A 21,593-nucleotide genomic window follows, 5' to 3' on the forward strand; every position below is an offset into this window, starting at 1 on the left:
GTCATGTCCCGCACCCGTCCCCGCCTGCTCGCGCTGCCCGCCGCCGCGGCCGTCGTCGTGCTGCTGGCCGCGTGCTCCAGCGGCGACGGCACCGCGTCGGCGACCGACGAGTCCGCCGGCACGTCCGCCGCCGCGACCCAGGCGCCCGACACCCAGCAGCGGGGGGAGATGCCCGGCGGTGGCGGTGTCACCGGCGAGATCGCCGCCGTCACCGACGCGCTGCTGCAGGTGCAGGGCGCCGACGGGCAGACCGCCGTGACGTGGGACGCCGGCACGACGATCACCCAGACGGTCGCCGCGGCGCTGTCGGACGTGACCGCCGGGGCGTGCGTGGTCGCGACGTCCGCCGCCGCCGACGACGACAGCGCCACCACCGCCGCGACCTCGGTCGCGATCACCGCCGCGGCCGACGGCGAGTGCGCGGGCGGGTTCGGCGGCGGGATGCCCGAGGGCGGGGAGATGCCGGACGGGGCGCCGACCGACCTGCCGGAGATGCCCGACGGCGCACCCACCGACGGCGCCGGCTCCGGCGAGCGCCCCGGCGGCGGGTTCGGCGCGATCACCGCCGGCCTGGTCACGGCCGTCGACGGCAGCACCCTCACCGTCGAGTCCGGCGACGAGACCCTCACGGTGACGGTCGACGACGCCACCACGTACACCAGCACCGTCGCCGCGGACGCGACCGCCGTCGTGGTCGGCCGCTGCGTCACCGCGCAGGGCGAGACCGACGACTCCGGACAGGTCGCCGCGACCGCGCTCGTGCTGTCGGACGCGACCGACGACGGCTGCTCGACCGGGTTCGGCGGCCGGGGCGGCACGCCGCCCGGGGGCGCGCAGGACGCCGCAGGCACGACCGAGGGCGAGGACGCCGATGCGTGACAGCCTGCGCCGCGGACGGCGCACCAGCGGCGGGGCGACCTCGGCGCCGTCGCCCAAGGCGGTGGCCCGCCGCCGCGCACGGCGCCGCCGGCTCCTGGTCGGCGGCGTGGCGGCGGCCGTGGCGCTGAGCCTGGTCGGCGGGGGCGTGGCGCTCGCCGTGAACGGCTCCGCGGGCTCCGGCTACCGGACCGCCACCGCCGAGGTCGGCGCCGTGGCCCAGACCATCGACGCCGCCGGCACCGTCGCGTCGGCCACCCGGTACGACCGCGCGTTCTCGGTCGCCGGCACCGTCGCGACCGTCGACGTCGGCGTGGGCGACACCGTGACCGCAGGCCAGGTGCTCGCGACGCTCGACACCGCCTCCCTGGAGGACGCCGTCGAGCAGGCCGAGCAGGCCGTCGCCGACGCCGAGCAGCAGCTGGAGGACGACATCGACTCGCAGACGTCGAGCAGCAGCTCGTCGAGCAGCAGCACGTCGAGCAGCAGCAGCTCCTCGAGCACGGGCTCCGCGACCGGGAGCGCCGGCGGCTCGACGTCCGGGACGTCGTCCACGGGCGGCTCGACCGAGCAGGGCGACGGCGCCGCGACCGGGTCCACGGGTTCCGCCGGCGGCGGCACCACGGTCGACCCGGCCGTCACCCAGGCGGTCGCCGCGGTGCGGGCCGCCCAGCAGGCGCTGCTCGCCCAGTTCCAGACCACGCAGGCCGCGCTCGCGACGTCCACCGCGGCGACCGCGACCGCGCAGGAGGCGTGCCAGGCGGTGCTCGACGACGGCGCCGACGACGGGTCGGCCGAGGAACCCGTGACCGAGCCGACCACGGACCCGGCGACGGACCCGGTGACGGACCCGGCGACCGAGCCGACCACGGACCCGGCGACGGACCCGGCCGCGGAGCCGACGACCGAGACGGCCGAGGGCACCGCCACGGACCCCGTCGTGACCGGCGCGGCGTTCACCAGGGCGGCGAGCACCACCGACGACCTCACCGCCTGCCAGGACGCGATCACCGCCGTGCTCGCGGCGCAGACGGCGGTCGACGAGGCGCAGACCACGCTGATGGACCAGGTCACCGCGCTCGACACGGCGGTGACCGCCGCGCAGGAGGCGTTCACCGGGGCCGGCTCCGGCTCGGACGCGGGGGGCACGACGGCCGGGAGCGACCCCGCCTCGTCCGCGTCGGCCTCGTCCGCGTCGGCCTCGTCCGCGCCGGCCTCGACCGACGCGTCGACCGGCGCCGCGGCTGCCCCGGCGGGCACGAGCGCGTCGGGCTCGACGAGCAGCGCCGCCGCCGCGGGCGGCACCGGGACAGCGGGCGGCACCGGGACAGCGGGCAGCACGGGCACCGCGGCTGGCTCCACCGTCGCCACCGCGGCGGACCTGCTCGCCGACCAGGCGGCGATCGACCAGGCCGAAGCCGAGCTCGCCCTCGCGCAGAGCAAGCTCGACCTGGTCGACCTGACCAGCCCGGTCGCGGGCACCGTCGCCGCGGTGTCGATCACGGCTGGCGACGCCGTCGAGGGGTCGTCCACGTCGGCGGTCATCACCGTCCTCGGCGAGGACGGGTACACGGTGTCCACCACCGTCCCGCTGAGCCAGGTCGACCTGGTCGAGGTCGGTCAGGAGGCCACCGTGTCCGTCCGCAGCAGCGACGAGGACCTGACCGGCACCGTCACCGGGGTCGGGATCCTCAACGCCTCCACCACGTCCTCCGACCCGACGTACACCGTCGACGTGGCCCTGGACGCGACGGACGTCGCGCTGTTCGACGGCTCGTCGGCGCAGGTGTCGATCGCCGTGGCCGGTGCCGAGGGCACGCTGACGGTGCCGTCGTCGGCCGTGCACCTGGACGGCTCCACCGCCACGGTGCAGGTGCTGCGGGACGGCGCGGTCGAGGACGTCGAGGTCGAGCGCGGTGCCGTCGGGGCCGAGCTCACCGAGATCGTCTCGGGCCTGTCCGCGGGCGACGAGGTGGTGCTGGCCGACCTGAGCCAGGCGCTGGTGAGCGAGGACGAGGAGTCGAGCACCGGGTTGTCCGGACTGGGTGGCGCGAACGGCACCACGGAGCAGTCCGGGAGCGGCATGATGGCCCCGGGCGGCGGCGGCTTCGGCGGCCAGATGCCCGGCACCCCGCCCGGGAGCTGAGGCTCCCGGGCCCCGAGACGGCGCCCGGTCCGGTCCGCATCCCCCTGCTCGGACCGGGCCGGGCGCCCTCGTGCCACCCTGGTCGCCATGCCCCTGCGCTCGGTGGTCCTGTTCGCCCTCGCGGCGCTGCTCGAGATCGGCGGCGCGTGGCTCGTCTGGCAGGGCGTGCGGGAGCACCGCGGCTGGGCGTGGATCGGTGCGGGCGTGATCGCCCTGGGGCTCTACGGGTTCGTCGCCACCCTGCAGCCCGACGCCCACTTCGGCCGGATCCTCGCGGCGTACGGCGGGGTGTTCGTGGCGGGGTCGCTCGTGTGGGGCATGGTGGTCGACGGGTTCCGGCCCGACCGCTGGGACGTGGCGGGCGCGCTGCTGTGCCTGGCCGGCGTCGCGCTGATCATGTACGCGCCGCGCCCGGCGTGAGCGTCCCCGGCTAGGCTCGCCGACGCCAGCCGACCGCACCACCCCGCACCGAGGAGCACGCATGACAGGCACGACGGCACGACCGCACGCGGCGGTCCTCGGCGGCGGCGTGATGGGTGAGGCGCTGGTGACCGCGCTGCTCGCCGCCGGCTGGACGGCCGACGACGTGGACGTGACGGAGCGGAGCGCCGCGCGGGCCATGGAGCTGTCGGGCCGGTACGGCGTGCGCGCCGCGGACCCGAACCCGAAGGCGGTCAAGGGCGCGGGCGTCGTGCTGATCGCGGTGAAGCCGCAGGTGGTGGGCGACGTGCTGGCGGAGATCGCCCCCGCCGTGCGGCCGGGCACGCTCGTGGTGTCCGTCGCGGCCGGCGTCCCGATCGCCGTCTACGAGGCGGCGCTGCCCGCGGGCACCCCCGTCGTCCGCGTCATGCCGAACACGCCCGCGCTGGTTGGCAAGGGCGCGAGCGCGATCGCGCCGGGAACCCACGCCACCGACGAGCACCTGGACCTGGTCGAGCAGGCCCTCGCCGCGACCGGCCTGGTCGTGCGGGTGCCGGAGAAGGACCTGGACGCGGTGACCGCGATCTCCGGCTCCGGGCCGGCGTACGCCTTCTACCTGATCGACGCCATGGCCGAGGCCGGCGTGCTGCTCGGCCTCACCCGCGACCTCGCGACGCGGCTGGCCGTCGCGACCGTCGAGGGCTCCGCGGCACTCGCCGCCGGGACCGGCGACCACCCCGTGGTGCTGCGGGAGCGGGTGTCGTCCCCCGGGGGGACCACGGTCGCGGGCGTGGCCCAGCTCGACGCGCACGGCGTCCGGGCGGGCGTCGTCGCGGCCGCGAGGGCGGCGTACGACCGGTCGCGCGAGCTCGGTGCCGCCGCGCTGCCCGCCGCGCCCGCGCAGGACCGGTAGGCCCGAGGATGTCCGGCGCGCCCGTCGCCCCGCGCCCGCCCGCGATGAGCGACGTCGCCGCGCTGGCGGGGGTGTCGCACCAGACGGTGTCGCGGGTGCTCAACGACCACCCCAGCGTCCGCCCGGAGACCCGGGAGCGGGTGCTCGCCGCGATCGCCGAGCTGGGCTACCGCCGGAACAGCGCCGCCCGGGCCCTGGTGACCCGCCGGTCGGGTGCCCTCGGGGTGGTGACCACCTCCTCGGTGCACCACGGTCCGACCAGCACCCTGATCGGCCTGGAGAGCGCGGCCCGCGAGAGCGGCTACTACGTCAGCGTGGCGGCGATCGACACGTTCGACGCCCACACCATGCGCGGCGTCCTCGACCACTTCCTGGACCAGGCCGTCGAGGGCATCGTCATCATCGCGCCGCAGGTCGACGTGGCCGAGGCCGTGGTGGCGTTCGCCGCGCCGGTGCCGGTGGTCACGGTGACGTCGGGGGAGCCCGAGCCCGGCGCGGGCGGCGTCGTCGCGGTCGGCGTCGACCAGCGGGAGGGCGCGCGTGCGGCCACCCGGCACCTGGTGGAGCTGGGCCACCGCGAGGTCGTGCACCTCGCGGGTCCGCAGGACTGGTTCGACGCGCGCGAGCGCCTGGCGGGCTGGCGCGAGGCCTGCGCCGCCGCCGGGGTCGCCGCTCCCGAGCCGGTCGAGGTCGACTGGTCCGCCGAGTCCGGCTACCGCGAGGGCCTGCGGCTGGTGGACGCCGGGCTGCCGACGGCCGTGTTCGCCGCGAACGACCAGCTCGCGCTCGGGCTGCTGCGGGCGTGCTGGGAGCGGGGGGTGCGCGTGCCGCAGGACGTCTCGGTGGTCGGGTTCGACGACGAGGCCGGCGCGGCGTACTTCGTGCCGCCGCTGACCACCGTGCGCCAGGACTTCGCCGCCCTCGGCCGCACCGCGATCGACGCGCTGGTCCGCGCGCTCGCGGGGGAGGACGTCCCGCGCACGCTCCTCCCCGCCACCCTCGTCGCCCGCGCCAGCACCGCGGCCCCGCGCTGACCCGCGCTGACCCGCCCGCGGCCGTCCTCCCCGCGCGCGGCCGTGTCCAGGGTGCACAAGCTCCGCCGGTTCGGGCGGTATGTCCGGTGGTTTCTGCACCCTCGACCTCCGGGCGCGCGTGCGGGGCCCGCGCACGGTGCGGGCGCGTGGCCTGGGCGCTTGGTCCCCGCCCATGTGAGCGCTAACATCTGAGACGATGGCGCGGCCGGCCGGCCGCCGGCAGCAGCGCAGGCCCCGGGCAGTGCAGCCCGGACGAGGACGGAGCACGCAATGGCGCAGGAGCAGCAGGACGCGACCGCACGCCACGACGACCTGCGGGCGGCCCTCGCCGAGGGCCGGACGTCGCTGGGCATCGAGCTGGGGTCGACCCGGATCAAGGCCTGCCTGATCGGCCCGGACCACCAGCCGGTCGCCACGGGCAGCCACGAGTGGGAGAACCAGCTGGTCGACGGCGTCTGGACGTACGCGCTCGACGCGGTCTGGGCGGGCCTGCAGGAGTCCGTCAGCACGCTGCTGGCCGACGTCGAGCAGCGGTACGGCGTCCGCCCGACGACGTTCGGCGCCCTCGGGGTCTCCGCGATGATGCACGGCTACCTGCCGTTCGACGCCGCGGGCGAGCTGCTCGTGCCGTTCCGCACCTGGCGGAACACCTCCACGGGCCGCGCCGCGCACGAGCTCACGGACAAGCTCGGCTTCAACATCCCGCTGCGCTGGTCGGTCGCCCACCTGTACCAGGCGATCCTCGACCACGAGCCGCACGTGCCGCAGATCGACTTCGTGACGACGCTCGCGGGCTACGTGCACTGGAAGCTCACCGGCCGCAAGGTCCTCGGCGTGGGCGACGCGTCGGGCATGTTCCCGATCGACCCGGCCACCCGCGGCTACGACGCGACGATGCTGGCGCAGGTCGACGAGATCGTCGCCACCCGCCGGCCGGGCCTGCGGCTCGAGGCGCTGCTGCCGGAGGTGCTGGTCGCGGGCCAGGAGGCCGGCACCCTGACCGCCGAGGGCGCCGCGCTGCTCGACCCGACCGGCACGCTGCAGGCCGGCATCCCGCTCTGCCCGCCGGAGGGCGACGCCGGCACCGGCATGGTCGCGACGAACTCGGTCGCGCCGCGCACCGGCAACGTCAGCGCCGGCACCTCGATCTTCGCGATGGTCGTGCTCGAGCAGCCGCTGGCCCGGGTGCACCACGAGCTCGACGTCGTCACCACGCCGGCCGGCGACCTGGTCGCGATGGTGCACTGCAACAACGGCGCCAGCGAGCTGAACGCGTGGGCGGGGCTGTTCGGCGAGTTCGCCACCGGCCTCGGCGCCACGGCGGCCGCCGACGACGTGTTCGGCACCCTGTTCCGCGCGGCGCTGGAGGGCGACGCGGACGGCGGCGGGCTGCTCGCCTACAACTACCTGTCGGGCGAGCCGATCACCGGGCTGGACGAGGGCCGCCCGCTGGTCGTGCGCACCCCGGGCAGCCGCCTGACCCTGGCCAACTTCATGCGGACCCAGATCTACTCGGCGTTCGGCACGCTCAGCATCGGCATGCAGGTGCTCCGCGGCGAGGGCGTCGAGATCGACGCGATGTTCGCGCACGGCGGCATGTTCAAGACGGCGGGCGTCGCGCAGCGGCTGCTCGCGGCGGCGGTCGACGCCCCGGTGGCCGTCGGCGAGACCGCGGCCGAGGGCGGCGCCTGGGGCATCGCCGTGCTGGCCGCGTACCTCGGCGCCGCCGGCGAGCAGGACCTGCCGACCTATCTGGGCGAGCGCGTGTTCGCGGACGCCGCGGTCGACGTGGTCGACCCGGACGCCGGGGACGTGGCGGGCTACGCCGGGTTCCTCGAGCGCTACCGCGCCGGGCTGGCCGTCGAGCAGGCCGCCGTCCAGGCCCTCTGACCGATCACCGCACCACGTCCGACGCAGGAGGCACCCCGATGAGCCCGACCCTGGCCGAGTACCCGCAGCACGTGCAGGACGCCGTCGCCCGCACCCGCGAGGTGGTGGCGACGCTGCACGCCGAGCTCCCGCGCTGGGAGCTGATCGTGTGGACGGCCGGCAACGTGTCGCAGCGCGTGCAGGTCGACCCCGCAGGCCCGTCGACGGCCGACCTCCTGGTCATCAAGCCGTCCGGCGTGACCTACGACGAGCTGACGCCGGAGTCGATGGTCGTCTGCGACCTCGACGGCAACCTCGTCGACGGCACGCGCAGCCCGTCCTCGGACACGGCGGCGCACGCCTACGTCTACACGCACATGCCCGAGATCGGCGGCGTGGTGCACACGCACTCGACGTACGCGACGGCCTGGGCGGCGCGCGCCGAGCCGGTGCCCTGCGTGCTGACGATGATGGCCGACGAGTTCGGCGGCGACATCCCGGTCGGCCCGTTCGCGCTGATCGGCGACGACTCGATCGGCCGCGGCATCGTCGAGACGCTGCGGGAGTCGCGCAGCCCGGCCGTGCTGATGCGCAACCACGGCCCGTTCACGATCGGCAAGGACGCCAAGGCGGCGGTCAAGGCCGCCGTCATGGTCGAGGAGGTCGCGCGCACCGTGCACATCTCCCGCCAGCTCGGCGAGCCCACCCGCATCCCGCAGGAGCAGGTCGACTCGCTGTACGCCCGGTACCAGAACGTCTACGGCCAGGGCAGCTCCAGTGCAGGAGCCCCGGCCACCACCACGAAGGAGCAGGACGCATGAGCAAGCCCTACGCCGACCGCGAGGTCTGGTTCTTCACCGGCAGCCAGGACCTGTACGGCGAGGACACCCTCCGCCAGGTCGCCGAGCAGTCGCAGGAGGTCGCGCGCCAGCTCGACGCCGCGTCCGACGTGCCGGTGCGCATCGTGTGGAAGCCGGTGCTGAAGGACTCGGTCTCGATCCGCCGGGCGATGCTCGACGCGAACTCGGACGACCGGGTGCTGGGCGTCATCACCTGGATGCACACCTTCAGCCCGGCCAAGATGTGGATCGCCGGCCTGGACCAGCTGCGCAAGCCGCTGCTGCACCTGCACACGCAGGCGAACGTCGAGCTGCCCTGGGACAGCATCGACATGGACTTCATGAACCTCAACCAGGCCGCGCACGGCGACCGCGAGTACGCGTACATCGCGTCCCGCCTGGGCGTCGCCCGCACGACCGTCGTCGGCCACGCGTCCAACCCGGCCGTCGCGAAGCGGGTCGGCACCTGGGCGCGTGCCGCAGCGGGCTGGGCCGCCACCCACGAGCTGAAGCTGGTCCGGTTCGGCGACAACATGCGCAACGTCGCCGTCACCGAGGGCGACAAGACCGAGGCCGAGCTGCGGTTCGGCGTCTCGGTCAACACCTGGGGCGTGAACGACCTGGTCGCGGCCGTCGACGCGGTCGCCGACGCGGACGTGGACGCGCTGGTCGCCGAGTACGAGGACCTCTACGACGTGGTGCCCGAGCTGCGCCGCGGCGGCGACCGCCACGAGTCGCTGCGCTACGCGGCCCGGCAGGAGATCGCGCTCGAGACCTTCCTGACCTCGGTCGGCGCGAAGGCGTTCACCACCAACTTCGAGGACCTCGGCGCCCTGCGCCAGCTGCCCGGCATCGCGGTGCAGCGCCTCATGGCCAAGGGCTACGGCTTCGGCGCCGAGGGCGACTGGAAGACCGCCGTCCTGGTCCGCGCGGCCAAGGTCATGGGCGAGGGCCTGCCCGGCGGCGCGTCGCTGATGGAGGACTACACCTACGACCTCACGCCCGGCGGCGAGAAGATCCTCGGCGCCCACATGCTCGAGGTCTGCCCCTCCCTGACCACGTCGAAGCCGCGCGTGGAGATCCACCCCCTCGGCATCGGCGGCAAGGAGGACCCGGTCCGCATGGTGTTCGACGCCGACCCGGGCGAGGCCGTCGTGGTGTCGCTGGCCGACATGCGCGACCGGTTCCGCATGACCGCGAACGTCGTCGACGTCGTGCCCCCGACGCAGGAGCTGCCGAACCTACCCGTGGCCCGTGCCGTCTGGGAGCCCCGTCCCGACTTCGCCACCTCGGCCGAGGCGTGGCTGACCGCCGGCGGCGCGCACCACACGGTGATGTCGACCGCCGCGGGCGTCGAGGCGTTCGAGATCTACGCCGACATCGCCGGGACCGAGCTGCTGGTGATCGACGAGTCCACCACCCGCCGCGGCTTCCGCGACCAGGTGCGCTGGAACCAGGTGTACTACCGCATCGCGCAGGGGTTCTGAGCCCCCGGGCGCCGATCGACCCGACGGCCCGCCACCCCGACCCGGGGTGGCGGGCCGTCGTCGTGCCGGGCGGCATCCAGCACCCGATCGGGAAGTTGGGTTCGCGCTCCGAATTCAAGCTCGGGAGCCGGGCGGGTGATCCTGACCGGTCCCAGGCGCCGCACAGGACGTCGAAAACCCGCCCTGACCTGCACCGACGTATCCGCGGCCAGCGCATTCGCACGCCGTTATCCATCTGCAACCTGGCGCCCGAACCTTTGGCTTGACTTCTTGAACTCAAGCCCGCGACAGTATGCAGGTGCTCGCCGGCGACGGGGTCTGACCCCGCCAGCGCGGCGCAGGGCAGGACGGGCGACGGCGCATGACGTGCCCGCAGACGACGAGGTCAGCAACCCTCTCGAGGAGGAGAAGGACATGAAGAGCATCAAGATCGTCGCGCTCGGCGGCGTTCTCGCGCTCGGCCTGGCGGCGTGCTCCGGCGGCGGCGCCGGCAGCGGCACCGAGGAGACCGGCGGTGGCGACCCCAGCGAGCAGACGATCGGCGTGGCGATGCCGACCGAGACCTCGGAGCGCTGGATCGCCGACGGCAACGCGGTGAAGAGCCAGCTCGAGGAGGCCGGCTACACGGTCGACCTGCAGTACGCCGCGGACGACATCCCGACGCAGTCGCAGCAGATCGACCAGATGATCACGAAGGGCGTCGACCTGCTGATCGTCGCCTCGATCGACGGCACGGCCCTGGCCAACCAGCTCCAGGCCGCGGCGGACGCCGGCATCCCGGTCATCGCCTACGACCGCCTGATCAACGGCACCGAGAACGTCGACTTCTACGTCACGTTCGACAACTACAACGTGGGTGTCCAGCAGGCCACCTCGCTGCTCGTCGGCCTGGGCCTCCTCAACGAGGACGGCTCCGAGGGCACCGCGACGGGCCCGTTCAACATCGAGCTGTTCGCCGGCTCGCTGGACGACAACAACGCGCACTTCTTCTACCAGGGCGCGATCGACACCCTGCAGCCGTACATCGACGAGGGCACCCTCGTCGTGAAGTCGGGCCAGACCGACATCGAGCAGGTCGCCACGCTGCGCTGGCTCCAGGAGACCGCCCAGAAGCGCATGGAGGACCTCCTGACCTCCACGTACTCGGACGGCTCGAAGGTCGACGGCGTGCTGTCGCCCTACGACGGCATCTCGCGCGGCATCATCACCGCCCTGCAGAACGCCGGCTACGGCGACTCGATCGAGGCCGGCCTGCCGCCCGTCACGGGCCAGGACGCGGAGATCGCCTCCGTCAAGCTCATCAACGACGGCGTGCAGTTCGCGACGATCTTCAAGGACACCCGCAAGCTCGCGGAGCAGGCCGTCGTGTCGGCCCAGTCCTTCCTGGAGGGCGAGGAGCCCGAGGCGAACGACACCGAGACGTACGACAACGGCGTCAAGGTCGTCCCGTCCTACCTGCTGGAGTCGGACATCGTCTACGCCAGCAACATCCAGTCCCTGCTGATCGACTCGGGCTACTGGACCGAGGAGCAGGTCGAGAGCGGCCAGGCCTGATCGCCTGACCCCCTCGCGCCGCGCGGGCCGGCCGGCACACCACGTGCCGGCCGGCCTGCGCGGAGCCCCGAACCACGCCCGACGAACGAGGACGGTCGAGGCCGCATGAGCGACCACATCCTGGAAATGAACTCCATCACCAAGACCTTTCCCGGGGTCAAGGCTCTGCAGGACGTCAACCTGAACGTCTCGCGGGGGGAGATCCACGCGATCTGCGGGGAGAACGGGGCCGGCAAGTCCACCCTCATGAAGGTGCTGTCGGGCGTCTACCCGCACGGCACCTACGACGGTGAGATCCGCTTCGACGGGGAGAAGGTCGAGTTCGGCTCGATCAACGACTCCGAGGACAAGGGGATCGTGATCATCCACCAGGAGCTCGCGCTGGTGCCGTACCTGTCCGTGGCGGAGAACATCTTCCTCGGCAACGAGCGCGCGCACCGCGGGCTCATCGACTGGAACCGGGCCAACTCCGAGGCCGCCGCGCTGCTCGCGCGGGTGGGCCTGGACGAGAACCCGACCACCCCGATCGGCGCCCTCGGCGTCGGGAAGCAGCAGCTCGTCGAGATCGCCAAGGCGCTCTCCAAGAAGGTGAAGCTGCTCATCCTGGACGAGCCGACGGCCGCGCTGAACGACTCCGACTCCGAGCACCTGCTCGACCTGCTCCGGCACCTCAAGGGCCAGGGCATCACGTCGATCATGATCTCGCACAAGCTCAACGAGATCGCCGAGATCGCCGACTCCACCACGATCATCCGCGACGGCAAGACGATCGAGACCCTCGACATGGTCGAGGACAAGGTCACGCAGGACCGGATCATCAAGGGCATGGTCGGCCGCGACCTCGAGCACCGGTACCCGCCGCACGAGTCGCACGTCGGCGAGGAGGTGTTCCGGGTCGAGGACTGGCACGTGGAGCACCCCACGCAGCCGGGCCGCGTCGTCGTCGACGGCGCCTCGTTCAACGTCCGCGCCGGGGAGATCATCGGCATCGCCGGCCTCATGGGCGCCGGGCGCACCGAGCTCGCGATGAGCATCTTCGGCCGGTCCTACGGCCGCAACATCTCGGGCAAGGTCTTCCTGCACGGCAAGGAGATCCAGACCCGCTCGGTGTCCGAGGCCATCAACCACGGTCTCGCGTACGCCACCGAGGACCGCAAGACATACGGCCTGAACCTCATCGAGGACATCCGGCAGAACATCTCCGCGGCCGCGCTCGGCAAGCTGTCGAAGGCCGGCTGGGTCAACGGCAACGAGGAGATCAAGGTCGCCGAGGAGTACCGGCGGTCGATGAACATCAAGTCGCCGACGGTCATGGCGCTGACGGGCAAGCTGTCCGGCGGCAACCAGCAGAAGGTCGTCCTGTCCAAGTGGATCTACACGGACCCCGAGGTCCTGATCCTGGACGAGCCGACCCGCGGCATCGACGTCGGTGCGAAGTACGAGATCTACACCATCATCAACAAGCTCGCGGACGCGGGGAAGGCCGTCGTGGTCATCTCCTCCGAGCTGCCTGAGCTCCTCGGGATCTGCGACCGCATCTACACGCTCGCGTTCGGCCGGATCACCGGCGTGCAGGAGCGTGCGGTCGCCACCCCGGAGAGCCTCATGGAGCTCATGACGAAGGAAAAGGAAACGGTTCGATGACGGCTGTTGCAGGCCTGCGGGACATCTTCACGAAGAACCTGCGGCAAAGTGGTATCTACATCGCGTTCGTCGCGATCATCGGACTGTTCGCCATCCTGACGGACGGTGTGCTGCTCTCCCCGGGCAACCTCACCAACATCGTCCTGCAGTACTCGTACATCCTGATCCTCGCGATCGGCATGGTGATCGTCATCATCGGCGGGCACATCGACCTCTCGGTCGGGTCCGTGGTGGCGCTGACCGGTGCGGTGTCCGCGGTCGTCGTGATCCAGCAGGGCCACCCGTGGTGGCTCGGCATCCTGGCCGCGCTGGCCGTCGGCCTCGTGGTCGGCGCCTGGCAGGGCTTCTGGGTCGCGTACGTCGGCATCCCGGCGTTCATCGTCACCCTGGCCGGCATGCTGCTGTTCCGCGGACTGACGCTGCAGGTGCTCGACAACATCTCGCTGTCGCCGTTCCCGCAGACGTACCAGAAGGTCGCCGGCGGCTTCATCAACGGCCTGCTCGGCGGTGACGGGTACGACGCCTTCACGCTGATCATCGCGGCCATCGCGATCCTCGGCTACGCGTTCAGCGCCTGGCGCTCCCGCATGGGCCGCATCCGCTACCAGCAGTCGGTCGAGGCGCTGCCGCTGTTCGTCCTGAAGCTGGTGCTGATCGCCGTCGTCGTCATGGCCTTCGCCTGGCAGCTGGCGCACTCGCGCGGCCTGCCGATCGTGCTGATCATCCTCGCCGTGCTGATCCTCGTCTACAACACGGTGACCACCCGCACGGTGTTCGGCCGCCACGTCTACGCGATCGGTGGCAACCTCTCCGCCGCCCAGCTCTCCGGCGTGAAGGTCAAGCAGGTCAACTTCTGGATCTTCGTCAACATGGGCTTCCTGGCCGCCGTGGCCGGTGCCGTGTACTCCTCGCGGTCCAACGGCGCCCAGCCCAGCGCGGGCAACATGTTCGAGCTCGACGCGATCGCCGCCTGCTTCATCGGCGGCGCGTCGACGACCGGTGGTGTCGGCCGCGTGACCGGCGCCATGGTCGGTGGCCTGATCATGGCCGTCATGTCCAACGGCATGCAGCTGATGGGCGTCGACCAGTCGGTGCAGCAGATCGTCAAGGGCCTCGTGCTCCTGCTCGCCGTCGCGTTCGACATCTTCAACAAGCGCCGCGCGAGCGTCGCTCGCTGAGCCCCGCTCGTACGCACGGCCGAGGGCCGGGACGGATCTTCCGTCCCGGCCCTCGCCGCGTCCGGCCCGGGGCGGGGAGGGGTCAGAGCCAGCGGTTGCGGCGGAACGCCCGGTGCAGGCCGAGGCACCCGCCCACGATCACCGCCAGCACCACGTAGTACCCGTACCGCGTCCCGAGCTCCGGCATGTGCTCGAAGTTCATGCCGTAGATGCCGGCGATGGCGGTCGGCAGCAGCGCGATCGCGGCCCAGGCCGAGATCTTCCGCATGTCCTCGTTCTGCCGCAGCGCGACCCGGCTCTGGCCGGTCGTGACGCGGGCGGTGTTGGCCTGCAGCACGTCGGTGAGCTGCCGGTCGATCACCTCGATGGCGTCGACGGCGCGGAGCAGGTGGTCGTGCACGTCGCGGAAGTACGGCTCGGCGGCCGCAGGCACGTGCGGCACCTCGCCGGCCGCCAGGCGCTCGAGCGGGCGCTGCAGCGGCAGCATGGCGCGCCGGAACTCGGCGACCTCCTGCTTGAGCTTGTAGATGCGCTCGGAGTGGTCGTCGTCGCCGGCCCCGAACACCAGGCTCTCGATGTCGTCGACGTCCAGCTCGATGTGCCCGAGCGCGACCTCGTAGGCGTCGACCACGCGGTCCGCCGTCCGGTAGAGCACGCCCGCCGCACCGAAGTCCTGCTCCGGCGGCACGCCCGCGTCGAGCTCCGCCCGCACCTGGCGCAGCACGCCGCCCTCGCCGTGCCGGACCGACACGACGGCGTTCGGCCGCAGGAACATCGCGATCTCGGTGATCTCGACGACCTCGACGTGGTCGACGTACCGCACCGGCTTGAGCACGGCGAACACCACGTCGTCGTACACCTCGAGCTTGGGCCGCTGGTGCGCGTGCACGGCGTCCTCGACGGCCAGCGTCGGGAGCCGGAACTGCGCGGCGACCTCCGCGATGTCCGCGTCGGTCGGCTCGCGCATGCCGACCCAGAGGTACCCGTCCGCGTCCCGGGCGGTGCGCGCGGCGTCCTGCAGCGGCACCCGGCCGGGCACGCGCTCGCCCCCGGTGTACAGGCCGCAGTCGCCGATCACCGCGTCCGCCCCGACCCGCTGCACGTCCGTCACGCCCACACTCTAGGTTCGCGGCTCCTGCCGGGCGCCCCGACGGCCGGTCAGGCCCCCCCACGGCGGACGGCGAGCACGGTGATGTCGTCCCGGCGGGCGTCGGCCGCGGCGGCCAGGCGCAGCACCCGCTGGACGGCCTCGTCGGCGGTCGGGCAGTGCAGCAGCTCGCCGGCGAGCAGGGGCAGGCAGCGCGGGGTGCCGTCGAACAGGTCCAGGACGCCGTCGCTGAACGCCACCAGCAGGTCGCCCGGGCCGAGGTGGGTCTCGGCCAGCGCGCGGGTCGCCTCGTCGGAGACGCCGAGCGGCGGTCCCAGCGTGGCGAGCCGGTCCCAGGTGCCGTCGGCGCGCAGCACGAGCGTCAGGCCGTGGCCGGCGTCCCCGTACTCCAGGCGGCCGGTGGCGGGGTCCAGGCGGGCGTGGAAGGCCGTGGCGGACAGGCCGGAGCGCGACGGGTCGGCCTGCAGCACCGCGCCGGCGTCGACCATGGCGCGGTCGACCGGCGCGCCGAACGCCGACCCGCGCAGCAGCGCCCGGACCGCCGCGGCGAGGATCGCCGCGGCGGGGCCGCTGCCCGTCACGTCCGCGAGGGTGAGCACGACGCCGTCGTCGGCGGCGTACCAGTCGTAGAAGTCGCCGCCCACGTCGGGTCCGGGCAGGCAGGACGCCGCGAGCTCGTAGCCCCGGACCTGCGGGGTCTCGTGGGGCAGCAGGCCCAGCTGCAGCTGCTGCGCCCGGCCGAGGCGCGCGTCCAGCGCGAGCTCCTGCGCCACCCAGTGCGCGAGGTCGCGCAGCAGCGCGGACTGGTCGGCGGTGAACTGCCGCGGGCGGGTGTCGGCGATGCACAGCATGCCCCGCAGGCTGCCGTCGGGGTCGACGAGCGGGTGCTCGGCGTAGAACCGCAGCCGGGCGTCCGGTCCGCGGTCCTCCAGCACGGCGGCGTCGACCGGCAGCGCCCCGTGGTCGGCGCCGGCCTCGACGAGCGTCACCGTGGCCGTCGGGACGTCGAAGACCTGCTTGGCGAGGCGCACGACGCGGTCGAACCGGGGCTCGGGGTCGGCGCTCACGGCGCCCAGCCGCTCCAGCGCGGCCAGGCGGCGCGTGACGGAGCAGGGCAGCGCGTCGGCACCGGGACCGGGCTCCGCGCCGTCCCGGGGGACCGGGAGGTCGGGCGGGACGGCCGTCACGGGCTCGGGCGCGTCCGTGCGCGGGGACCGCGAACCCGCCACGCCCCACCTCCGCATCCGGCTCCCGAGGCCGATGTCGCCCTCAGGCGTGATCATCGGCACGCCGGCCCGGGAGATGAGCCGCGCGGGGGGAACTTCACCTGCCCTCAGGCCCCGGCGAGCACCGCGTCCCGCGCGAGCAGCAGCGCCCCGCGCGCCGGGGCGGCCGCGCCGAGCCGGCCGGCGACCACGTCCACGACCGCGCCCGACGTCACCGCGGTCCGCTCGGCCAGCACCTCGCGCAGCGGGTCCAGCAGCAGGTCCTCCGCCGCCGCCAGCGCGCCGCCGACCACGAGCACGTCGGGGTCGAGCACCGTGCACACGGAGGCCATCGCCGTGCCCAGGTGCCGCCCGGCGTCGGACAGCACCCGGCGGCACCCCGGGTCGCCGGCGGCCGCCAGCTGCAGCACGTCGGCGATGGTCACGGGCCCGTGGCTGGCCTGCAGCAGGTCCAGCACCCCGGTGGCACCCGCGTAGACCTGCAGGCACCCGCGGTTGCCGCACGAGCAGACGGGGCCGTTGGGGTCGATGGTCAGGTGCCCGAGCTCGCCGGCGGTCCCCGTGCGGCCGTGCACGACGTCCCCGCTCACGACGAGCCCGCCCGACACCCCCTGGCTCACGGCGACGTGCACCACGGTGGCGCAGCCGCGCCCGGCGCCGAGCCGCGCCTCGGCCAGCGCGCCGAGGTTGCCGTCGTTGTCGAACACCACCGGGACGCCGGGCGCCGGGGCGAACAGCGCGGGCGCCGCCACCATCCCGCCCCAGCCGTCGCGGACGCCCGACCCGGCCACGCGGCCCGTGCGCACCTCGACCGGCGCGGGCACGCCGACCCCGACCGCCGCGAGCGACGCGGGGTCCGTGCCGGTCGCCTCCAGCAGCCGGCCCAGGGCAGCCCGGGCGTGGCGGACGGCGTGCTCCGCCCGGTGCCCGCCCGGCAGCGGCACGACCTCCTCGACCCGGGTGCCGTCGCCGAGGTCCAGGACCACCCGCACCTCGTCCAGGTAGCAGTGCACGCCCGCCAGCGCCGGGGTGGCCAGCGACACCGAGCGCGCGCGGCGCCCCGACCGGGTGGTGACGGCGACCCGCACCAGACCTTCCGCGGCCAGCGCGGCGACGGCTCCCGACACGGTCCCCGGGGACAGCTGGGTGGCCGCCGCGAGCTCGACCTGGGTGAGGGCGTCGGCGCGGCGCAGGGCGTCGATCAGCAGCGCGCGGCTGTCCCGCGCCCCCGGGACCAGCGCGCGGGACGGCGGGCGCGGCTCGCCGGGGCGGCGGACCTCGGTGCTCACGGCCGCGCGGCGAACCGCTCGAGCAGCTCCGCGTGCCCCGACACGATGAGCAGGTCGTTCGCGCCGATCCGGGTCTCCGGCGTCGCGTAGACGAAGTCGATGCCCGGGCTCTTCACCCCGATCACCGTGACGCCGTACCGCTCGCGGATCTTCGACTGCCCGATGGTGAAGCCCTGCGTCTCGCGCGGCGGCTTCATCTTGACGATCGTGAACCCGTCCTCGACCTCGATGTAGTCGAGCATCTTCCCGGACACCAGGTGCGCCACCCGCGAGCCCGCGTCGGCCTCCGGGAGCACCACGTGGTGCGCGCCGATCCGCTGCAGGATGCGGGCGTGCTCGGTGCTGATCGCCTTCGCCCAGATCTGCGGCGTCCCCATGTCCACCAGGTTGCCCGTGATCAGCACGGAGGCCTCGAGGTACGACCCGACGCCGACGACGGCCACCGAGAAGTCCCGCGCGCCGAGCTGCTCGAGCGCCTCCGGGTTGGTGCAGTCGGCCTCGACCAGCGGGATGCGCCCGGTCCACTGGGCGACCAGGTCCGGGTCGCGCTCCACGGCGAGGACGTCCTGGCCGAGGCGGTCGAGCGTCGAGGCGATGGCCGAGCCGAACCGGCCCAGGCCGATCACGAGGATGCCGGCGTCGCGCCGCGGGGCCTTGCCGCCGCGCGGGCCGTCGTCGGGGCGGCGGTCGCGGTCGCCCTTGCGCTCGCCCCTGCGGTCGCTCCCGGTCAGCGGTCCCAGACCGAGCGCGCCGGTCCTGGTCAGGTCATCCAATGATCGGCCTCTCCTCGGGCAGCCGGATGACCCGACGACGGCTGCGCAGCGCGAGGGCCGCGGCCAGCGTCATCGTGCCGGTCCGGCCGATGAACATCAGGACGGTGAGCACGTACTTGCCCGCGTCGGGCAGCTCCGGGGTGAGCCCGGTGGACAGCCCCACGGTCGCGAAGGCCGAGATCACCTCGAACAGCACGACGTCCAGCGTCTCGCCGGTGATCGCGAGCAGCAACAGGCTGGTCACCAGGACGATGGTCGCGCTCACCAGCGAGACGGCGATCGCGACCTGCAGGGCCTCGCGCGGGATGCGCCGGCCGTAGGCCTCGACGTCCCGGTCGCCGCGGGCCTCGGCGACGATGGCCAGCAGCATCACGGCGAGCGTGGTCACCTTGATGCCGCCCGCCGTGGAGGCCGAGCCGCCGCCGACGAACATCAGCGCGTCGTTCAGCAGCCAGGTGCCCTCGTGCATGTCGCCGACGTCGACCGTCGAGAACCCGCCCGACCGCGGCATCACGCCGGCGAACAGCGCCGCGAGGAAGGTCTCGTTCCAGTTGAGCCCGCCGAGCGTGCGCGGGTTGGTCCACTCGAACGCGGCGACGACCACGGAGCCGAACACCACCAGAGCGGCCGACGTGGTCAGCGTGAGCTTGGAGTGCAGGCTCCACCGCCGCGGCCGGCGCCAGGCGCGCGCCACGTTGAGGATGACCGGGAACCCCAGCGACCCGATGAACACGCCGATGATGATCGGCAGCAGCATCCACCAGTCGTCGGCGAACGGCTCGAGGCCCTCCTCGGTCGGGATGAACCCCGCGTTGTTGAAGGCCGAGATCGCGTAGAACACGCCGTGCCAGACGGACTCGCCCCAGGACTCGCCGACGATCCGCAGGCGGGGGATGAGCACCAGCGCGATGGCGACCTCGAGGGCCGTCGACGTGACGATGACCGTGCGGACCAGCGAGCCGACCTCGCCGAGCCGGGTCTCCTTGGTCTCCGAGCTGACCAGCAGCTTCTGGGTCAGGCCGATCCGGCGGGACACCGCCAGGCCGAGGATCGACGCCAGCGTCATCACGCCCAGGCCGCCGATCTTGATCGCCACCAGGATCGCGACCTGGCCCGCGGTGGACCAGTAGGTCCCGGTCGGCACCGTGACCAGCCCGGTGACGCAGACCGCCGACGTCGCCGTGAACAGGGCGTCCACGAACGGGGCGCGCTCGCCCGACGCCGTCGCCCACGGCATCGACAGCAGGGCCGTGAACACCGCGATCACCGACGCGAACACGGTCAGCGCCAGGCGGGCCGGGGACTGCCGGGCCAGGCGGTCGATCATCTCGCGGCCGGACCAGAACACACCGGGGAGACCCCGTGCCATCGGCCCTCCCGCCCCGCTCGACCTCGCGCACCGTGCGGCGGACGCCGCAGGTGCTCCCGCGGCTCGCGCGCGGGAGCACCTACTGTGGCACGGGGACCGGACCTCGGCCGCCGAGCGGCTACGGTGTGGGCATGACCGGCCGGGTGCGCGTGGTGTGGACGCCCGAGCTGCTCGGGTACGACTTCGGCCCCGGTCACCCCATGGCTCCGCTGCGGCTCGACCTCACGGTCCGCCTGGCCCGGTCGCTCGGGCTGCTCGACCTGCCCGGCGTCGAGGTGGTCGGTGCCGAGCCCGCGACCGACGCCGAGATCGAGACCGCGCACGACGCCGCCTACGTCGCGGCGGTCCGGGGCGCCTCCGACGGCGGCCCCGCCGACCCCGCGCGCGGCATCGGCACCGAGGACGACCCCGTCTTCCCGCACATGCACGAGGCCGCCGCCCGCATCGTCGCCGGCAGCCGGGAGGCCGCGCTCGCCGTCTGGGACGGCCGCGTCGAGCACGCCGTGAACCTCACGGGCGGCATGCACCACGCCATGCCCGGTGCCGCGTCCGGCTTCTGCGTGTACAACGACGCCGCCGTCGCCATCCGGGCGCTGCTCGCCGCGGGCGCCGAGCGCGTCGCGTACGTCGACATCGACGCGCACCACGGCGACGGCGTGCAGCGGGCGTTCTGGGACGACCCGCGCGTGCTCACCGTGTCCGTGCACGAGAGCGGCGCCACCCTGTTCCCCGGCACCGGGTTCCCCGACGAGACGGGCGGTCCCGGCGCTCCCGGCACCGCCGTCAACCTGGCGCTCCCGTCGCACACCGGCGACGCCGCCTGGCTGCGCGCCATCGACGCCGTCGTCCCGCCCGTGCTGCGCGCGTTCGGCCCGGAGGTGCTCGTCACCCAGCACGGCTGCGACGCGCACGTCGAGGACCCCATCGCCAACCTCGACGTCTCCGTCGACGCCGAGCGGCTCGCGTCGTCCTGGCTGCACGACCTCGCGCACGAGGTGGCCGGCGGCCGCTGGCTCGCGCTCGGCGGCGGCGGGTACGCCGTGGTCGACGTCGTGCCGCGTGCGTGGACCCACCTGCTCGCGATCGCCGTGCACCACCCCCTCGACCCCGGCACCCGGATGCCCGAGGAGTGGCTCGCCCAGGTGGTCGAGCTCTACGGCCGCGCCGGCCCCGGCACCATGTCCGACGGCGCGGACCTGGTGTGGCGGCCGTTCGCCGACGGCTTCGACCCGGCGGACGACGTCGACCGCGCGATCCGCGCCACCCGCGGCGCGGCGTTCCCGCTGCTCGGCCTCGACGCCCTGCACGACTGACGGCCCGCGGCCCCGTTCCCGCGCGCCGTCCTGGGCCGACCGGAGGCGCCCGCGAGGTGCGTGCGGGAGAGTGGGTGCACCCCTCGGAGTGGTCCCACGCGCCTCCCCTTTCACACCAGCCACAGCAGGCTCTAAGGTGTCGTCGCGGCACCTGTGCCCGCACCAGTCCCGCGCACGCCGTCCGTGCGCGCACGAACGAGAAGAGCGGCCATGACCAGCGAGCAGCCCGGGCGCGTGCGGTTCCTCACCGTGGCCGAGGTAGCCGAGGTCATGCGGGTCTCGAAGATGACCGTGTACCGCCTCCTGCACTCCGGCGAGATGCCGGCGGTGCGCGTCGGCAGGTCGTTCCGGGTGCCCCAGGACGCGCTCGACCACTACCTGTCCACGGCGCGGCTGGACCTCGAGACCGGGGCCGACGGCGACGAGGGCCCGCGGGCCGGGCGGCTCTCGTCCTGACCCGCCGGACGCCCCGCGGCGCACGGGCGGACCGGCGCGTCGCGGACGACCGCGTCCATCCCGTAAGGTAGGGGCGGACTTTCCCGTGCGTGGGCGTTC

The 21,593-nt window shown here is 73.8% G+C and carries 18 protein-coding genes; 13 read left to right on the forward strand and 5 right to left on the reverse strand.

Features of this window, described 5'->3' with window-relative positions; all coding sequences use genetic code 11:
* The first annotated feature begins 3 nt into the window (after nucleotides 1-3).
* The 11 genes from ACWPWW_RS12935 to mmsB all read left to right on the forward strand — a co-directional run bounded on the left by ACWPWW_RS12935 (nucleotide 4) and on the right by mmsB (nucleotide 13,960).
* Nucleotides 4-879, forward strand: coding sequence for a hypothetical protein (locus ACWPWW_RS12935; protein WP_454050779.1), 876 nt, complete (start codon nucleotides 4-6; stop codon nucleotides 877-879).
* Nucleotides 872-3,022, forward strand: coding sequence for an HlyD family efflux transporter periplasmic adaptor subunit (locus ACWPWW_RS12940; RefSeq protein WP_454050780.1), 2,151 nt, complete (start codon nucleotides 872-874; stop codon nucleotides 3,020-3,022). Before ACWPWW_RS12935 ends, ACWPWW_RS12940 begins: the two co-directional genes overlap by 8 nt.
* An 87-nt stretch (nucleotides 3,023-3,109) precedes the next feature.
* Entirely contained in the window at nucleotides 3,110-3,442 is a 333-nt protein-coding gene (locus ACWPWW_RS12945) for a YnfA family protein (RefSeq protein WP_454050781.1), read from the forward strand.
* A gap of 61 nt (nucleotides 3,443-3,503) precedes the next feature.
* Entirely contained in the window at nucleotides 3,504-4,355 is an 852-nt protein-coding gene (proC, locus tag ACWPWW_RS12950) for a pyrroline-5-carboxylate reductase (RefSeq protein WP_454050782.1), read from the forward strand.
* Between the two features lie 8 nt (nucleotides 4,356-4,363).
* Complete coding sequence (locus ACWPWW_RS12955) at nucleotides 4,364-5,389, forward strand: LacI family DNA-binding transcriptional regulator (protein ID WP_454050783.1); 1,026 nt, start codon at nucleotides 4,364-4,366, stop codon at nucleotides 5,387-5,389.
* Nucleotides 5,390-5,659: 270 nt separating this feature from the next.
* Nucleotides 5,660-7,279, forward strand: coding sequence for a xylulokinase (locus ACWPWW_RS12960; RefSeq protein WP_454050784.1), 1,620 nt, complete (start codon nucleotides 5,660-5,662; stop codon nucleotides 7,277-7,279).
* A gap of 38 nt (nucleotides 7,280-7,317) precedes the next feature.
* Complete coding sequence (locus ACWPWW_RS12965) at nucleotides 7,318-8,079, forward strand: L-ribulose-5-phosphate 4-epimerase (protein WP_454050785.1); 762 nt, start codon at nucleotides 7,318-7,320, stop codon at nucleotides 8,077-8,079.
* Entirely contained in the window at nucleotides 8,076-9,584 is a 1,509-nt protein-coding gene (gene araA / locus ACWPWW_RS12970) for an L-arabinose isomerase (RefSeq protein ID WP_454050786.1), read from the forward strand. Before ACWPWW_RS12965 ends, araA begins: the two co-directional genes overlap by 4 nt.
* 414 nt (nucleotides 9,585-9,998) lie before the next feature.
* Nucleotides 9,999-11,138, forward strand: a complete 1,140-nt coding sequence (chvE, locus tag ACWPWW_RS12975; RefSeq protein WP_454051813.1) for a multiple monosaccharide ABC transporter substrate-binding protein — start codon at nucleotides 9,999-10,001, stop codon at nucleotides 11,136-11,138.
* Between the two features lie 105 nt (nucleotides 11,139-11,243).
* Nucleotides 11,244-12,782, forward strand: a complete 1,539-nt coding sequence (gene mmsA, locus ACWPWW_RS12980) for a multiple monosaccharide ABC transporter ATP-binding protein (RefSeq protein ID WP_454050787.1) — start codon at nucleotides 11,244-11,246, stop codon at nucleotides 12,780-12,782.
* Nucleotides 12,779-13,960, forward strand: coding sequence for a multiple monosaccharide ABC transporter permease (mmsB, locus tag ACWPWW_RS12985; protein WP_454050788.1), 1,182 nt, complete (start codon nucleotides 12,779-12,781; stop codon nucleotides 13,958-13,960). The genes mmsA and mmsB overlap by 4 nt, the downstream gene beginning before the upstream one ends.
* A gap of 82 nt (nucleotides 13,961-14,042) precedes the next feature.
* Here the strand turns inward: mmsB and ACWPWW_RS12990 are convergent, their stop codons facing one another.
* The 5 genes from ACWPWW_RS12990 to ACWPWW_RS13010 form a co-directional block, all read right to left on the reverse strand.
* Nucleotides 14,043-15,071: a magnesium and cobalt transport protein CorA gene (locus tag ACWPWW_RS12990; protein WP_454050789.1), complete on the reverse strand. Its 1,029-nt coding sequence runs from the start codon at nucleotides 15,069-15,071 to the stop codon at nucleotides 14,043-14,045.
* A 47-nt stretch (nucleotides 15,072-15,118) separates the two neighbouring features.
* Entirely contained in the window at nucleotides 15,119-16,351 is a 1,233-nt protein-coding gene (locus ACWPWW_RS12995; RefSeq protein ID WP_454050790.1) for a PP2C family protein-serine/threonine phosphatase, read from the reverse strand.
* Nucleotides 16,352-16,401: 50 nt separating this feature from the next.
* Nucleotides 16,402-17,583 (reverse strand): ROK family protein, encoded by a 1,182-nt coding sequence (locus ACWPWW_RS13000; protein ID WP_454050791.1) that lies wholly within the window; start codon nucleotides 17,581-17,583, stop codon nucleotides 16,402-16,404.
* Nucleotides 17,580-18,215: a potassium channel family protein gene (locus ACWPWW_RS13005; RefSeq protein ID WP_454051814.1), complete on the reverse strand. Its 636-nt coding sequence runs from the start codon at nucleotides 18,213-18,215 to the stop codon at nucleotides 17,580-17,582. Before ACWPWW_RS13005 ends, ACWPWW_RS13000 begins: the two co-directional genes overlap by 4 nt.
* A 133-nt stretch (nucleotides 18,216-18,348) precedes the next feature.
* Nucleotides 18,349-19,725, reverse strand: coding sequence for a TrkH family potassium uptake protein (locus tag ACWPWW_RS13010; protein WP_454050792.1), 1,377 nt, complete (start codon nucleotides 19,723-19,725; stop codon nucleotides 18,349-18,351).
* A 131-nt stretch (nucleotides 19,726-19,856) separates the two neighbouring features.
* On the opposite strand from ACWPWW_RS13010, the gene ACWPWW_RS13015 reads away from it, so the two are divergent.
* Both ACWPWW_RS13015 and ACWPWW_RS13020 read left to right on the forward strand, forming a co-directional pair.
* The gene (locus ACWPWW_RS13015; RefSeq protein WP_454050793.1) at nucleotides 19,857-21,038 is read left to right on the forward strand and encodes an acetoin utilization protein AcuC; all 1,182 of its coding nucleotides are present in this window, start codon (nucleotides 19,857-19,859) and stop codon (nucleotides 21,036-21,038) included.
* Nucleotides 21,039-21,248: 210 nt separating this feature from the next.
* Nucleotides 21,249-21,494 (forward strand): helix-turn-helix domain-containing protein, encoded by a 246-nt coding sequence (locus ACWPWW_RS13020; RefSeq protein ID WP_454050794.1) that lies wholly within the window; start codon nucleotides 21,249-21,251, stop codon nucleotides 21,492-21,494.
* Nucleotides 21,495-21,593 lie beyond the last annotated feature (99 nt).

This window comes from Cellulomonas sp. Marseille-Q8402, from assembly GCF_965119525.1.

What these genes read in the sequence shown, in the direction of transcription:
- ACWPWW_RS12935 (WP_454050779.1), top strand. Translation starts at nt 4, where the DNA reads ATGTCCCGCACCCGTCCCCGCCTGCTCGCGCTGCCCGCCGCCGCGGCC.
- ACWPWW_RS12940 (WP_454050780.1), top strand. Translation starts at nt 872, where the DNA reads ATGCGTGACAGCCTGCGCCGCGGACGGCGCACCAGCGGCGGGGCGACC.
- ACWPWW_RS12945 (WP_454050781.1), top strand. Translation starts at nt 3,110, where the DNA reads ATGCCCCTGCGCTCGGTGGTCCTGTTCGCCCTCGCGGCGCTGCTCGAG.
- proC (WP_454050782.1), top strand. Translation starts at nt 3,504, where the DNA reads ATGACAGGCACGACGGCACGACCGCACGCGGCGGTCCTCGGCGGCGGC.
- ACWPWW_RS12955 (WP_454050783.1), top strand. Translation starts at nt 4,364, where the DNA reads ATGTCCGGCGCGCCCGTCGCCCCGCGCCCGCCCGCGATGAGCGACGTC.
- ACWPWW_RS12960 (WP_454050784.1), top strand. Translation starts at nt 5,660, where the DNA reads ATGGCGCAGGAGCAGCAGGACGCGACCGCACGCCACGACGACCTGCGG.
- ACWPWW_RS12965 (WP_454050785.1), top strand. Translation starts at nt 7,318, where the DNA reads ATGAGCCCGACCCTGGCCGAGTACCCGCAGCACGTGCAGGACGCCGTC.
- araA (WP_454050786.1), top strand. Translation starts at nt 8,076, where the DNA reads ATGAGCAAGCCCTACGCCGACCGCGAGGTCTGGTTCTTCACCGGCAGC.
- chvE (WP_454051813.1), top strand. Translation starts at nt 9,999, where the DNA reads ATGAAGAGCATCAAGATCGTCGCGCTCGGCGGCGTTCTCGCGCTCGGC.
- mmsA (WP_454050787.1), top strand. Translation starts at nt 11,244, where the DNA reads ATGAGCGACCACATCCTGGAAATGAACTCCATCACCAAGACCTTTCCC.
- mmsB (WP_454050788.1), top strand. Translation starts at nt 12,779, where the DNA reads ATGACGGCTGTTGCAGGCCTGCGGGACATCTTCACGAAGAACCTGCGG.
- ACWPWW_RS12995 (WP_454050790.1), bottom strand. Translation starts at nt 16,351, where the DNA reads ATGATCACGCCTGAGGGCGACATCGGCCTCGGGAGCCGGATGCGGAGG.
- ACWPWW_RS13010 (WP_454050792.1), bottom strand. Translation starts at nt 19,725, where the DNA reads ATGGCACGGGGTCTCCCCGGTGTGTTCTGGTCCGGCCGCGAGATGATC.
- ACWPWW_RS13015 (WP_454050793.1), top strand. Translation starts at nt 19,857, where the DNA reads ATGACCGGCCGGGTGCGCGTGGTGTGGACGCCCGAGCTGCTCGGGTAC.
- ACWPWW_RS13020 (WP_454050794.1), top strand. Translation starts at nt 21,249, where the DNA reads ATGACCAGCGAGCAGCCCGGGCGCGTGCGGTTCCTCACCGTGGCCGAG.